Origin of the sequence: Pseudomonas sp. 22072 (assembly GCF_052046095.1) — a bacterium.
GTDB lineage: Bacteria > Pseudomonadota > Gammaproteobacteria > Pseudomonadales > Pseudomonadaceae > Aquipseudomonas > Aquipseudomonas paracarnis.
The window spans coordinates 17,434-31,599 of sequence record NZ_JBQEQE010000011.1 but is presented as its reverse complement, the minus strand read 5'-3'; the positions used below and the strand labels follow the sequence as shown (position 1 = coordinate 31,599).

Below are 14,166 nucleotides of genomic sequence, written 5' to 3'. Positions count from 1 at the left end.
TGCCGAGTGGTGGGGCAAGAGCGTTTTGCTTACTTTTGCGCTTTTCAAAAGTGAGCCGCTGTAAAAGCGGAACCCTAAGTAGCCGTTACCGCAGGAATGGATATGTACACGGTCCAACTGCGTTGACTGTCAGGCCGTCTTCGCAGGCAAGCCAGCTCCCACAGTTGACCCCCCGAGCCCGAAGGATTTTACTTACTAAGACCTCAGGGCACCGGCGTCACATCAATACGATACGGCTCAAAAATCTTCAGCATCTGGCCACTGTCGCGCAGACGCTTGAGCAGTTCGGCAAACGCCGGACCAGTGATCGGTGCCTTGGGCCGCAACAACGCATAGTGGTGATACACCTGGTCAATACGCTCCGACACCAAAAACTGCCCCGCCATGTCTGCGTTGCGCACCATGAAATCACTCAGGTACGAACGGGTAACCAGTGCAATATCCGCACGCCCACGAGCAACCATCAGCAAATTACTGTCATGGGAATAGGTCAACGTCGCGTTGAAACGCTCGGCCATGTTCTTGGGATCGGGATTGAAGTCGGCAAAGGCATAGTGATACCCGCTGAATACCGCCAGGCGCTTACCGGTGAGGTCGGCGAAGTAGCTCTGGTCGCGCCCGGGTTGACGCTGGGCAACGAATATTTCCGCATCTTCCAGCCCCATATCAACACTGGTATGGGCAATATTCTGCCAACCCCAGGACGGGTTTTCGAAGATGGCCATGTCGACCCGGCCTTGCTCGAAGTCACGAAAACGCCGGGGGATCGAGGTAGGCACCACCACGAACTGGTAATCGGTTTGCGCAGCGTTCAACGCCTCGACCAATTGCGGCAGCAACCCGGTGTCGGCGCCTTGTTCAGGGCGTACGGTGTAGGGCGGAAAATGCGCCGCGCCGATTCTCACCAACTGCGCGGCACCGGCCTGCGTCCACGCGGCGGTGCCCAGTGCCCATAAAGTAAGTCCTGCAGCCAGCCGCCATGGCGAAAACATCGAGGCACGCACCGTTGAAGAGTTCAATGCCGATAAGCTAGGCGTTTTTACTGGGGGAGACAACTTTCGCCAGCAAATTAATAACTTGCGCCTCAGTCCGACTTCAGCACCATCAACAAGGCCTCTTCGGCCAACTCCTCAAGGGTCAGGCTGCCTTGGGCGCGAAACCAGGTGGTGGTCCAGGACAAGGCGCCAGTGAGGAAGCGCCGGGTGATAAACACATCGCCCCGGATGTAGCCAGCGGCCTTGGCCTCGCCCAGTACCTGCAACCAGATCTGCTCATACACGTCACGCAGGGCCAGCACGTGCGCCTGGCCTTCGGCCGACAGCGAGCGCCATTCGTAGACCAGCACCGCCATGGCCTCGCCACTGCCACCCATGATCGACTGCAACTCGCAGCGGATCAGCGCCAGCACGCGTTCGCGCACCGTGCTCGCCTCCTCCAGTGAAGCGCGCATCATCGCGGTGTTGTAATGGATGGTTTCCTCCATCACCGCACGCAATATCTCATCCTTGCTCTTGAAGTGATGAAAGATGCTGCCGGACTGGATGCCCACGGCGCTGGCCAGATCTCGCACAGTGGTGCGCTCGAAACCCTTGTTGCGAAACAGATGAGCTGCGGTTTGCAGCAACTTGCCGCGGGCGCTCTCGGGGTCCGTCAATTGGCCACCATCGACCATGGTGCGCATCACCCCCAGGGCTTTGTGCTCATCCATGCTGCTCTCCTTCACGTCTACTGTCGTCTTGGCCGGCAATTTAGGCCGTGACTGCCACCCAAGCAAGCGCTTGGGTAAAACTTGTGACTGGAGTTTACAAACCAAGCGCTTGCTTGGTAGTCTCGGCACCAGCCCTTGGAGGAAGGATTTCTCATGAGCAAGACGGTACGTATCGGCTGCGCCAGCGCCTTCTGGGGCGACACCTGCACCGCCGCCGCCCAATTGGTGCAGGGCGGTGCCTTGGATTACCTGGTGTTCGATTACCTGGCGGAAGTCACCATGTCGATCCTCGTCGGTGCCCGCCTGAAAGACCCCAAGGCCGGTTACGCCACGGATTTTGTCGAGGTGCTTACGCCCCTGCTGGCGGATATCCAGCGCCAGGGCATCCGGGTGATCAGCAATGCCGGCGGTATCAACCCCCAGGCCTGCGCCGCCGCCCTGCAAGCAGCCTGCGATAACGCCCACATCCCGCTGAAAATCGCCGTGTTGCTCGGCGATGACCTGCACCCTCAACTCAAACAGATGCCGACTGTCACCGACCTGTACAACGGCGCCCCGCTGCCGCCCCTGTGCGTGTCCGCCAACGCCTACCTCGGCGCACCGGGCATTGCCCAGGCATTGGGGCTCGGCGCCGATATTGTCATCACCGGCCGGGTGGTCGACAGCGCAGTGGTCAGCGCGGCACTGGTGCATGAATTCAATTGGTCATGGCAGGACTACGATCACCTGGCCCAGGCCGCCCTGGCCGGGCATATCATCGAATGCGGCGCCCAATGCACCGGCGGTAACTTCACCGACTGGCGTGACGTGCCCGACTACGAACATATCGGCTTCCCTATCGTCGAAGTCAGCGCCGACGGCCAGTTCACCGTCAACAAGGTCGAAGGCAGCGGCGGGCTGATCAGCGAACTCAGCGTGGCCGAACAACTGCTGTATGAAATCGGTGACCCGCGCGCCTATGTGCTGCCGGACGTGATCTGCGATTTCAGCCAGGTCAAACTGCAGCAACAAGGCAAACACGCGGTGCGCCTGCACGGCGCCAAGGGCCTGCCACCCACCGACCAGTACAAGGTCAGCGCCACTTACCCCGATGGCTTTCGCTGCACCGCCAGTTGCCTGCTCGCCGGCATCGACGCGGTGGCCAAGGCCGAGCGGGTCAGCCAGGCGCTCATCAACAAGACTTCGGAGCTGTTCAGCCAGCGCGGCTGGGCGCCCTACACCGACGTCAACATCGAACTGCTCGGCAGCGAAGCCACCTACGGCGCCCACGCCCGGCGTGCGGATTGCCGCGAAGTGGTGGTGAAGCTGGCGGTGCGGCATCCGAACAAGCAGGCGCTGGTACTGTTCGCTCGCGAGATCGCCCAGGCGGCCACCGGCATGGCACCGGGGCTGACCGGCATTGTGGGCGGGCGACCGACGGTGTATCCGCTGATTCGGCTGTTTTCGTTCCTGGTCGACAAATCACGGTGTAGCGTCGCCATCGAGTACCAAGGCCAACGTCATGCCGTCGAGCTGCCCGCCTCCGCGTCTCTGCTCACGCCGGCTGTGCCCATCGAGCCGGCCAAGCCGGAGGGCCGTGCCGATGCCAGTGTGCCGCTGGTGAAACTCGCCGTGGCGCGCTCTGGTGACAAGGGCAACCACAGCAATATCGGCGTGATCGCTCGCCACCCTGACTACCTGCCGTGGATCGCCGAAGCCCTGACCCCGGAGGTGATCGTCGACTGGATGGGCCACGTGCTCGACCCGATCCATGGCCGCGTCGAACGCTGGTACTTGCCCGGCAGCCACAGCCTGAATTTCCTGCTGGAGAATGCCCTGGGCGGCGGCGGTATCGCCAGCCTGCGCATCGACCCGCAAGGCAAAGCCTTCGCTCAGCAACTGCTGGAAATCCCCATCGCCGTGCCGCAACACATTGCCGATCAACTCACCTAAAGGACCGTCGCCGTGGCCTTCGACTCGATCTTCAAAGCCGACCTGTTCAAGGGGCAAACCGTGATTGTCACCGGAGGCGGCAGTGGCATTGGCCGCTGCACCGCCCATGAGCTGGCGGCCCTTGGTGCCTGCGTGATCCTGGTGGGGCGCAAGCCAGAAAAACTGCAGAAGGTCGCGGCGGAAATTGCTGAAGATGGCGGCGTCGCCCATTGGCATGCCTGTGACATTCGTGAGGAAGAGGCGGTGAAAGCGCTGGTCACGCAGATCCTGCACGACCACGGCCCCATCCATGGGCTGGTGAATAACGCGGGCGGCCAATACCCGTCGCCACTGGCGGCGATCAATCAGAAGGGCTTTGAAACCGTACTGCGCACCAACCTGGTGGGCGGTTTTCTGATGGCGCGGGAAGTGTTCAACCAGTCGATGAGCAAGCACGGGGGCGCGATCGTCAACATGCTCGCCGACATGTGGGGCGGCATGCCCGGCATGGGCCACTCCGGCGCGGCGCGCTCCGGCATGGACAACGTCACCAAGACCGCCGCGTTTGAGTGGGGCTATGCCGGGGTGCGCGTCAACGCCGTGGCGCCTGGCTGGATTGCCTCCAGCGGCATGGACACCTACGAAGGCGCGTTCAAGGCGGTGATTCCCACCCTGCGTGAGCATGTACCGCTCAAGCGCATCGGCACCGAGTCGGAAGTCAGCGCGGCCATCGTCTTCCTGCTCAGCCCGGCTGCGGCCTTTATCAGCGGTAGCACCCTGCGCATCGACGGCGCCGCCAGCCTGGGCAGCCGCGCATGGCCGCTGCACAAGGCGCAGGCGCCGAGCGAGCCATTCAACGGGTTCCACCGCGCCTACCTGCCGGATGTGCTCAAGGCGGAGCAATAACGCCATGCCAGTCATTGAAACCATGATCGAGCCTAACAGCCCAGCGTTCGCGCAAAACCGCGAAGCCATGCTGGCGTCCATTGCCCAGCTACGCCAACTGGAACACACCCTGCTGGCCAAGGCCCAGGAAGCCAAGCCCAAGTTCGACAAGCGCGGCCAATTGCTGCCCCGTGAGCGCCTCAACCTGCTGCTGGACCCCGGCGCGCCTTTCCTGGAGCTGGCCAGTCTGGCCGGCTACAAACTCCACGACGACAAGGACGGTAGCGCCGCCGGTGGCGGGCTGATCGCTGGTATCGGCTATGTCAGCGGCGTGCGCATGCTGGTGGTGGCCAACAACAGCGCGATCAAAGGCGGCACCATTTCCCCCTCCGGGCTGAAAAAATCCCTGCGCCTGCAACAGATCGCCATGGAGAACAAACTGCCAGTGGTGACCCTCGCCGAAAGCGGCGGCGCCAACCTCAACTACGCAGCCGAGATTTTCGTCGAAGGCGCGCGCAGCTTTGCCAACCAAGCCCGCATGTCCGCCATGGGCTTGCCGCAGATCACCGTGGTGCACGGCTCGGCGACGGCCGGCGGTGCGTATCAGCCGGGGCTGTCGGATTACGTGGTGGTGGTGCGCGGCAAGGCCAAGCTGTTCCTCGCCGGGCCACCGTTGCTCAAGGCCGCCACTGGCGAAGTCGCCACCGATGAAGAACTGGGGGGTGCGCAGATGCACGCGCAAACCGCCGGCACCGCTGAGTACCTGGCCCAAGACGATGCCGACGGCGTGCGCATCGTGCGTGAAATTGTGGGCCTGCTGCCCTGGAATGATCGCTTGCCGCACGCGCCACCCCGCGCCTATCGCGAACCGCTGTACCCGATTGAAGAGCTGTTGGGGCTGATCCCCGATGACCCGAAAAAGCCCTATGACGTGCGCGAAATCCTGGCGCGCCTGGCCGACGGTTCCAACCTGCTGGAATTCAAGGGCGAGTTCGACCCCCACACCGTCTGCGCCCATCTGCATATCCAGGGGCGCGCCGTGGGAGTGATCGGCAATAACGGCCCCATCACCCCAAAGGGCGCGAGCAAGGCCGCGCAGTTTATCCAGCTGTGCGACCAGAGCCGTACGCCGCTGCTGTTCTTGCATAACACCACCGGCTTCATGGTGGGCACCGAGTCGGAACAGCAAGGGGTGATCAAGCACGGCGCGAAGATGATCCAGGCGGTGGCCAATGCCCGCGTGCCTAAACTCACCATCGTGGTCGGTGGTTCCTACGGTGCCGGCAACTACGCCATGTGCGGTCGCGGCCTGGACCCCCGCTTTATCTTCGCCTGGCCCAACAGCCGCACCGCGGTGATGGGCGGCGCACAAGCGGGCAAGGTGCTGCGCATTGTCACCGAGGCCAAGCAACTCAAGGACGGCCTGGTGCCCGACCCCAAAGTGCTCGACATGCTCGAACAGGTCACCGCGCAGAAGCTCGACAGCCAGTCCACCGCCCTCTACGGCAGCGCCAACCTGTGGGACGACGGGCTGATTGATCCACGGGATACCCGCACCTTGCTCGGGTTTGTGCTGGATATCTGTCACGAAGCCGAACTGCGGCAACTGCAACCGAACAGCTTTGGCGTGGCGCGCTGATCGTTCCCACGCTCCACGTGGGTGATCGTTCCCACGCTCCGCGTGGGAATGCAAACCAGGACGCTCCGCGTCCCAACAGGGAGAACAATAAAAATGATCTTCACCCAGGAACACCAGGAACTGCGCCGCACCGTGCGCGCCTTCGTCGACCGCGAGATCAACCCGTACGTGGATGAATGGGAAAAAGCCGGGCGCTTCCCCATTCACGAAATCTTCCGCAAGGCCGGCGACCTCGGCCTGCTGGGCATCTCCAAACCGGAAAAATTCGGCGGCATGGGCCTGGACTACAGCTACTCCATTGTCGCCGCCGAAGAGTTCGGCACCATCCGCTGCGGCGGCATCCCCATGTCCATTGGTGTGCAGACCGATATGTGCACTCCGGCCCTGGCGCGCTTCGGCTCCGATGAACTGCGCGAAGAGTTCCTGCGCCCGGCCATCAGCGGCGAACAAGTGGGCTGCATCGGCGTCTCGGAAACCGGCGCCGGCTCCGACGTGGCCGGGCTCAAGACCCATGCGCGCAAGGACGGCGACGACTACGTGATCAATGGCAGCAAGATGTGGATCACCAATTCGCCCAGCGCTGACTTCATCTGCCTGCTGGCCAACACCTCGGACGACAAGCCGCACATCAACAAATCCCTGATCATGGTGCCGATGAACAGCCCCGGCATCAGCGTCAGCCCGCCGTTGGAAAAACTCGGCATGCACAGCTCCGAGACCGCCCAGGTGTTTTTCGACGGCGTGCGCGTACCGCAACGCAACCGCATCGGCCACGAAGGCGCGGGCTTCATGATGCAGATGTTGCAGTTCCAGGAGGAACGCCTGTTTGGCGCGGCCAATATGATCAAGGGCCTGGAGTACTGCATCGACAGCACCATCGAATACTGCAAGGAGCGCCAAACCTTCGGCAAGGCGTTGATCGACAACCAGGTGATCCACTTCCGCCTGGCGGAACTGGCCACCGAAATCGAATGCCTGCGCGCCTTGGTCTACCAGGCCACCGAGCAGTACATCAAGGGCCAGGACGTCACGCGGCTGGCCTCCATGGCCAAACTCAAGGCCGGGCGCCTGGGCCGTGAGGTCAGCGACAGCTGCCTGCAATATTGGGGCGGCATGGGCTTCATGTGGGACAACCCGGTGGCCCGCGCCTATCGCGACGTGCGCCTGGTGTCGATTGGCGGCGGTGCCGACGAAATCATGCTGGGCATCATCTGCAAACTGATGGGCACCCTGCCCGGTAAAAAACCATGAACACCTTGCTGCTAGAAGCCCACAACGGCGTGCTGCATATCACCCTCAACCGGCCCGAATGCCGCAATGCAATGAGCCTTGAAATGGTCAATGAGCTGCGTGCGGTACTGGCGCAGTTGGACAGCCAGGTGCGCGCCGTGGTGATCAGCGGCGCGGGCGGGCATTTTTGCGCGGGGGCCGATGTGAAGGATCTGGTCAGCGCGGGAGATCAACTGCAAGCGTTGAACCGCGCATTTGGCACCTTGCTGCAAGAGGTGCAGGCACTGGCACCCGTGGTGATCGCGGTGCTGCAAGGCGCGGTGCTGGGCGGTGGGTTCGGGCTGGCGTGCGTGAGTGATATTGCGATTGCAGAGGGCCAGGCGCAGTTCGGCTTGCCCGAGACCCGCCTGGGGTTGTTGCCGGCACAGATTGCGCCGTTTGTGGTCAAGCGTATTGGCCTTACTCACACGCGGCGCCTGGCGCTGACGGCGGCGCGGTTTGATGGGGTTGAGGCTGGGCGGCTGGGAGTGGTGCATTTTGTCGAGCACGACGCCCAGGCATTGGCGCAGCGGGTGGATGAGGTATTGGGGCAGGTGTTGCAGTGTGCGCCGGGGGCGAACGCACGGACTAAAGCGCTGTTGCTGGCCAGTGTGGATGAGCCCCTTGAGGCCGTGCTGGATCGCGGGGCGCAGTGGTTTGCCGAGGCGGTGAGGAGTGAAGAAGGGGTCGAGGGGACGCAGGCGTTTGTGCAGAAGCGAAAGCCGAGTTGGTCTCGATGACGCCATCGCAGGCAAGCCAGCTCCCACAGGGGGAGACATTTCAAATGTGGGAGCTGGCTTGCCTGCGAAGAAGCCCCAACACACGCCACATCCACCAAGGGATAACCCAATGCCCGCATTCACCAAGATCCTGATCGCCAACCGCGGTGAAATCGCCTGCCGCATCCAGCGCACTGCCCAGGCCCTCGGCTACCGCACCGTGGCCGTGTACAGCGACGCGGATACCGATGCCCTGCACGTGCAGATGGCCGACGAAGCCGTACACATCGGCCCGGCGCCCGTCCACCAGTCCTACCTGAACACAGAGGCCATCCTCGCCGCCGCCCAACTGACCGGCGCCGACGCCATTCACCCCGGCTACGGCTTCCTCTCGGAAAACCCCGACTTCGCCCGCGCCTGCCAGCAGGCCACGCTCACCTTCATCGGCCCCAGCGCCGAGGCGATCGAACTGATGGGCAGCAAACGCCTGTCCAAACTCGCCATGCTCGACGCCGGCGTACCTTGCATCGCCGGTTATCAAGGCAGTGCCCAGGACGATGCCACCCTGCAACGGGAAGCCGAACGCATCGGCTTCCCACTGATGATCAAGGCCAGCGCCGGCGGCGGTGGGCGTGGCATGCGCCTGGTGCACCAGCGCGAACAGCTGCTGGAGCAACTGCGCACCGCACGCTCGGAAGCCATGAATGCGTTCGGCAGCGACGAGCTGATCCTTGAACAGGCGCTGATCGACCCGCGCCACGTGGAAGTGCAGCTGTTCGGCGACAGCCATGGCAACCTCATTTACCTCGGCGAACGCGACTGTTCGATACAGCGCCGCCATCAGAAAGTCATTGAAGAAGCGCCCTGCCCCGTGATGACGCCCGATCTGCGCCAGGCCATGGGCGAAGCCGCGCTCAAGGCCGGGCGGGCGGTGAACTATGTAGGTGCCGGCACCGTGGAGTTTCTGCTCGACCGCAACGGCCAGTTTTATTTCCTGGAAATGAACACGCGCCTGCAAGTCGAACACCCCGTCACCGAGATGATTACCGGCCTCGACCTGGTGGACTGGCAGTTGCAGATCGCCGCCGGCCAACCGCTGCCACTCACCCAATCACAGGTGACCCTGACCGGCCACGCCATGGAAGTACGCCTGTACGCCGAAGACCCGGCCCAGGGCTTCCTGCCGCAAACCGGTGACGTGTTGCGTTGGGAACCAGCCCCCGGCGTACGCATCGACCATGGATTGCTTGAAGGCCAAACCGTCAGCCCGTTCTACGACTCGATGCTGGGCAAGATCATCGCCCACGGCGCCAGCCGCGAAGAAGCCCGGCGAAAACTGCTGCGGGCCGTGGAAGACAGCTTATTGCTGGGCGTGGCGACCAACCAGCGTTTGCTCATCGACCTGCTCAAGCACCCGGACTTTATCAATGGCGACTTCAGCACGGGGTTGATCGCCGAACACTTCAGCGTCATCCCACAGCAGACGGCGACCGCTGAACAGCTCAAGCTGGCCGCCGCGCTGTTTTATCAACACAGCGCCAACCAGCACACCCAAACACTTGCGCGCTGGCGCAATACGGCGAGTGTCCCGGTAACGTACCGTCTGGAGGCCAACGGCCAACTCCACAGCGTCAGCGTTGACGACCTGCAACTCACCACCGACGGCCGCCACGCCAGCCTGGTCATCAAGGGGGTCCGCCGACGCATCGCTTATCACCTGGACGGCAACCGGCTATGGCTACCAGGGCTGACTGTCACAGACCGCACCCAGCAAGTCGCCAGCCGCCAGGCCGACGCCAGCAGCGGCACGGTCCAGGCGCCCATGGACGGCGCCATCGTCGATATACGGGTGTGCGTCGGTGAGACCGTCAGCAAAGGCCAACTGTTGCTGGTGCTCGAAGCGATGAAAATGGAGCACCCGTTGAAGGCCGGCATCGATGGCACCGTCAAGGAGATGCGCGTCATGACGGGCGACCAGGTGCGCAACCGTCAGGTTTTGCTGGAGATCGAATAACGCCCCTAGGCGGAACTACAGGGCCGGGCTACGCTCTATCCCCATCAGGAAGGGACGAGTACGGGAACCTGCACATGCCTCATTGGCTGATTATTGACCTTGAAGCCACAACGGATGACGGCGGCTGGCCCGTGACAGAGATGGAAGTCATCGAGATCGGCGCCAGCCTGGTCAACCGCCAGGGCCGCGAACTGGACCACTTCCAGCGCTTTGTGCGGCCCTTGCGCCGGCCGTTGCTGACACCCTTTTGCCGCAAACTCACCCATATCACCCAGGCCAATATCGACATGGCCGCGCCGATCACCGAGGTGTGGCCGCTGTTCGAGCGCTGGCTGGGCCAACATCAGCCACGCCTGGAAGGCTGGGCCAGTTGGGGTGACTATGATCGCGTGCAGCTTGAGCTGGAGTGGCAGCGCCATGGCCTCGCCAGCGCCCTGGGCGATACGCCGCATGTGAACCTCAAGCAACGCTTTGCCAAGGCCCGGCGCCTGGACAAGCCGCTGGGGCTCAATGGTGCGCTGCAATTGGCAGGAATGCAGTTCAATGGCCAGCAGCATCGCGCCCTGGAGGATGCACGCAACACCGCACGCCTGCTGCCGCTGATATTGCCGGTCTAGGCAGCGCTTGCAGCCTTGGGCATACTGGCCAGCCAATTTCCTTTGATGCTGCCCACCTGCACCAACGAAATCCTGTGGCGAGCAAGCTTGCTTGCGCTGGGGTGCGAAGCTCCCCCAAAAAACGGGGACTGCTACGCAGTCAACGGGAGCAAGCTCCCTCGCCACAGAAGCCCGCGCCTGCAGTGATGAGCGTAAGCATCCATCTTTTCCGAGGATTCACCCATGTTCAAAGTCAACGAGTACTTCGACGGCACCGTCAAGTCGATCGCTTTCGGCACCGCAGAAGGGCCGGCGACCATCGGCGTGATGGCTCCGGGTGAATACGAATTCGGCACCGCCCAACGTGAAATCATGCACGTGGTCTCCGGCGCCCTGACCGTGAAGCTGCCCGACAGCAGCGACTGGGAAACCTTCGCTGCCGGCAGCCAGTTCAACGTACCGGCCAACAGCAAGTTCCAGTTGAAGGTTGCGGTGGACACCGCCTACCTGTGTGAATACCGCGGCTAAGCGGTACCCGGCACACAAAAAGCCCGTCTCCCACGAGACGGGCTTTTTTATTCCAGCACCGTTACCGGCATGCCGACTTCCAGGCGCCCGATGCCATCGTTGACCAGGTTCTGGCCGAACATCGCGCCCTTTTCGGTCTGGCGGTAGGTTTGCAGCGTCGCGAAAGGCTCGCGGTCGGGGCTGCGCTCACCGGTCTGGGGGTCGACTGTGGTGAGGATGCACCGCGAGCACGGCTTGACCACCCGAAACTCCACGTCGCCGATGCGCAAGCGCTTCCAGCCGTCTTCGGCGAAAGCCTCGGCGCCCTCGATGACCAGGTTGGGACGAAAACGCAGCATCTCCATCGGGCGGCCGATCTTTTCACACAAGTCGTCGAGGGAGCCCTGGCCGATCAACAGCAACGGGTAGCCGTCAGCGAAGCCGACCTTGTCGTCATCCTTGCCATACCCGGCTTCGGTGGTGCGCGCACGTTCCAGGGGCAGTTGCACCAAGCGCGTCGGCTTGCCAATGAATGCACTGACCCAGGCCGCGGCCTCATCGCCAGCATCCGGCACACGCAGGGTGTCGCGCCAGATGGTCACACCACGCAGTTCGCTGGCGCTGCCCGGCAATGCCACATCCAATGGCGCGTAGCCCGGCGAACTCAGGGTCAGGCCCCCGCTGCTGTTCCACAACGCCGAGAGCTGGCTCATCTTCGCCACGGCCCGTTGCGTCAGGAACCGCCCGCTGGCTTCATCCACCAGCATCCAGCGTCGATCCCCGTCCAACCCGAGTTTATCCAGGCCAATCTGCTGCAAGGCTTCGGCCTTGCCGGACTTCAAGGGGTAACGGTACAACGCGCTGAGACGCAGCATGGGCCTGCCTTCCTAGGAAACAAAGTGTCATCCTAAAGTCAGGCGGGCATTTCGTCCAACATCAGTCGCTGGCGTACCACGTCCACCAGCTTGTCCGGCTGGAATTTGGAGAGGAAATTGTCGCAGCCGACCTTCTTGACCATCGAGTCATTGAAGCTGCCCGACAGCGAGGTGTGCATCACCACGTACAGACCACGCAGGCGCGGGTCGTTGCGGATTTCGGTAGTGAGACGGTAGCCATCCATCTCGGGCATTTCGGCGTCGGTGAAGATCATCAGCAGTTTGTCGGTCATCACCTGGCCGCTGTCGGCCCAAGCCTTGAGCATGTTCAGTGCCTTGAGACCGTCGCTGGCGACGTGCATCTTCACGCCCAACTGGCCCAGGGTGTCACGCAACTGCGACAACGCCACGTTGGAATCATCCACCAGAAGCACTTCGCGGCCACGGGCACGCTCCAGCACCGGGTCTTCAAGTTTGTCCCGGGAGACCTTGGCGTTGTAGGGCACGATCTCGGCGAGGACTTTTTCCACGTCGATGATTTCCACCAGTTGCTCATCGACCTTGCTGATGGCGGTGAGGTAGTGCTGGCGACCGGCGCTGGTCGGCGGCGGCAGGATGGCTTCCCAGTTCATGTTGACGATGCGGTCGACACCGCCCACCAGGAACGCCTGCACCGAGCGATTATATTCGGTGACGATAATGGTGCTGTTGGGGCCCGGCACCAAAGGACGCATACCGATGGCCTGGGACAGGTCGATCACCGGCAGGGTCTGGCCACGCAGGTTGACCACCCCACACACGAACGGGTGGCGCTGGGGCATCAGGGTCAGCTTGGGCAACTGCAGCACTTCCTGCACTTTGAACACGTTGATCGCGAACAACTGCCGTCCGAAGAGGCGGAACATGAGAATTTCCAGGCGATTCTCACCCACCAATTGCGTGCGTTGATCTACCGTGTCGAGAATGCCGGCCATTAAAAGCTCCTGGTGTACACGCCGCAGGCGCGTGAAAGGGTATGCAGCTGTATAAGCACGTTATCGGCGGCAAGCGCCGGACCTTGACCCCAATAAAATGCCATGCAAATCCATTGATGTCACACTGACATCATGCTTTACTGCTTGGGCCCTTGATGCTCTATCAAGCCGCCTTGCGCGACAGTCGAATTGACGTGCAGTTCCACCACATAGGGGATTCCCCTATACGCAATCAGGCCCAACCTGATATTCGCGATATCTAATAGCCATTAATGTGACGCCATTCTCATTGCATGAATGGAGTCAGGCTTTTGTTTGCCCACCCAAGCCCTTGGTCTACGGGCCTTTCAGGCACTCACGTATCGGCAACTGAAGTTGCGTCATCCCGCCTAACAGCGGTTAAAGGCGGCATTCGTGAGTTTTTCAATAAACGTCCTACTGGATTATCGGAAGCAACCTACACGCCCCAGTCGTATTTCAGCGCTAGTTTTAAGCCATTCACCCGGTGCGACATCTCATCACCCGACCTTAAGTTGTGGAGACTTGCATGATGAATAGCGCGAACGAATGGCAAACCGCGCTTCCCGAGTTTTTGCTGGAAGCCGAAATGCTGCTGGCCAAGTCCGAGGAATGCCTGAACCACCTGCATTTGATCCGCAATGACAGCGACGCCATCGACTGCATGAAAACCAGCTTGGCCAAACTGGCAGAAAAAGCCGATGGCCTGGCCTTGCAGGCGATCAGCGAGTTCTCCCGGCATATTCAATACCTGATCGCCAATGCCGTGAGCCCGGTGCAACTGCATGACCAAGCCCTGGAGGCGTTGCACGACTGCCTGAGGTTACTGGCTTGGCAACTGGAGCTGATTGACATCCGTACCGGGGAACTGGGCCTGGATGACAGTGAGCAAACTTCGCTGATTGCCACGGTGACCTCGCAGATTCCGCAAAAAGACTACGGCCATCAGCAGCGTCTACAGCAGAGGTCTTAAACCAAGGAGAGGTCGTATTTAATACCCGTGTTATCTAAAAGCGACCGTTTAAGCCAAAGATGAAACACTTCTAGAGAC

Annotated in this window: 13 protein-coding genes; 9 read left to right on the top strand and 4 right to left on the bottom strand. The window is 61.8% G+C overall.

What is annotated here, in order from left to right; all coding sequences use genetic code 11:
- Positions 1–203: 203 nt before the first annotated feature.
- Entirely contained in the window at positions 204–992 is a 789-nt protein-coding gene (locus ACTJLA_RS13510) for a substrate-binding periplasmic protein (RefSeq protein WP_054920425.1), read from the bottom strand.
- A gap of 92 nt (positions 993–1,084) precedes the next feature.
- Entirely contained in the window at positions 1,085–1,708 is a 624-nt protein-coding gene (locus ACTJLA_RS13505; protein ID WP_034126813.1) for a TetR/AcrR family transcriptional regulator, read from the bottom strand.
- Between the two features lie 153 nt (positions 1,709–1,861).
- On the opposite strand from ACTJLA_RS13505, the gene ACTJLA_RS13500 reads away from it, so the two are divergent.
- The 8 genes from ACTJLA_RS13500 (at position 1,862) to ACTJLA_RS13465 (ending at position 11,269) form a co-directional block, all read left to right on the top strand.
- The gene (locus ACTJLA_RS13500; protein ID WP_314547205.1) at positions 1,862–3,640 is read left to right on the top strand and encodes an acyclic terpene utilization AtuA family protein; all 1,779 of its coding nucleotides are present in this window, start codon (positions 1,862–1,864) and stop codon (positions 3,638–3,640) included.
- Between the two features lie 12 nt (positions 3,641–3,652).
- Positions 3,653–4,525, top strand: coding sequence for an SDR family oxidoreductase (locus ACTJLA_RS13495; protein ID WP_034126811.1), 873 nt, complete (start codon positions 3,653–3,655; stop codon positions 4,523–4,525).
- Between the two features lie 4 nt (positions 4,526–4,529).
- Positions 4,530–6,143 (top strand): geranyl-CoA carboxylase subunit beta, encoded by a 1,614-nt coding sequence (gene atuC / locus ACTJLA_RS13490; RefSeq protein ID WP_054896350.1) that lies wholly within the window; start codon positions 4,530–4,532, stop codon positions 6,141–6,143.
- Between the two features lie 93 nt (positions 6,144–6,236).
- The gene (gene atuD, locus ACTJLA_RS13485) at positions 6,237–7,394 is read left to right on the top strand and encodes a citronellyl-CoA dehydrogenase (protein ID WP_054896351.1); all 1,158 of its coding nucleotides are present in this window, start codon (positions 6,237–6,239) and stop codon (positions 7,392–7,394) included.
- The gene (locus ACTJLA_RS13480) at positions 7,391–8,152 is read left to right on the top strand and encodes an enoyl-CoA hydratase/isomerase family protein (RefSeq protein WP_314547199.1); all 762 of its coding nucleotides are present in this window, start codon (positions 7,391–7,393) and stop codon (positions 8,150–8,152) included. Before atuD ends, ACTJLA_RS13480 begins: the two co-directional genes overlap by 4 nt.
- A gap of 109 nt (positions 8,153–8,261) precedes the next feature.
- Complete coding sequence (locus ACTJLA_RS13475; RefSeq protein ID WP_314547197.1) at positions 8,262–10,145, top strand: acetyl/propionyl/methylcrotonyl-CoA carboxylase subunit alpha; 1,884 nt, start codon at positions 8,262–8,264, stop codon at positions 10,143–10,145.
- 74 nt (positions 10,146–10,219) lie between these two features.
- Positions 10,220–10,762, top strand: a complete 543-nt coding sequence (locus ACTJLA_RS13470; RefSeq protein WP_019818536.1) for an exonuclease domain-containing protein — start codon at positions 10,220–10,222, stop codon at positions 10,760–10,762.
- A gap of 222 nt (positions 10,763–10,984) precedes the next feature.
- Complete coding sequence (locus ACTJLA_RS13465) at positions 10,985–11,269, top strand: pyrimidine/purine nucleoside phosphorylase (protein ID WP_003226701.1); 285 nt, start codon at positions 10,985–10,987, stop codon at positions 11,267–11,269.
- A gap of 47 nt (positions 11,270–11,316) precedes the next feature.
- Here the strand turns inward: ACTJLA_RS13465 and ACTJLA_RS13460 are convergent, their stop codons facing one another.
- Both ACTJLA_RS13460 and ACTJLA_RS13455 read right to left on the bottom strand, forming a co-directional pair.
- Positions 11,317–12,123 (bottom strand): MOSC domain-containing protein, encoded by an 807-nt coding sequence (locus ACTJLA_RS13460; RefSeq protein ID WP_089041952.1) that lies wholly within the window; start codon positions 12,121–12,123, stop codon positions 11,317–11,319.
- A 38-nt stretch (positions 12,124–12,161) separates the two neighbouring features.
- The gene (locus ACTJLA_RS13455; RefSeq protein WP_034126805.1) at positions 12,162–13,097 is read right to left on the bottom strand and encodes a chemotaxis protein CheV; all 936 of its coding nucleotides are present in this window, start codon (positions 13,095–13,097) and stop codon (positions 12,162–12,164) included.
- Between the two features lie 547 nt (positions 13,098–13,644).
- On the opposite strand from ACTJLA_RS13455, the gene ACTJLA_RS13450 reads away from it, so the two are divergent.
- Entirely contained in the window at positions 13,645–14,088 is a 444-nt protein-coding gene (locus ACTJLA_RS13450) for a hypothetical protein (protein WP_169918712.1), read from the top strand.
- The last annotated feature ends 78 nt before the right edge of the window (positions 14,089–14,166 follow it).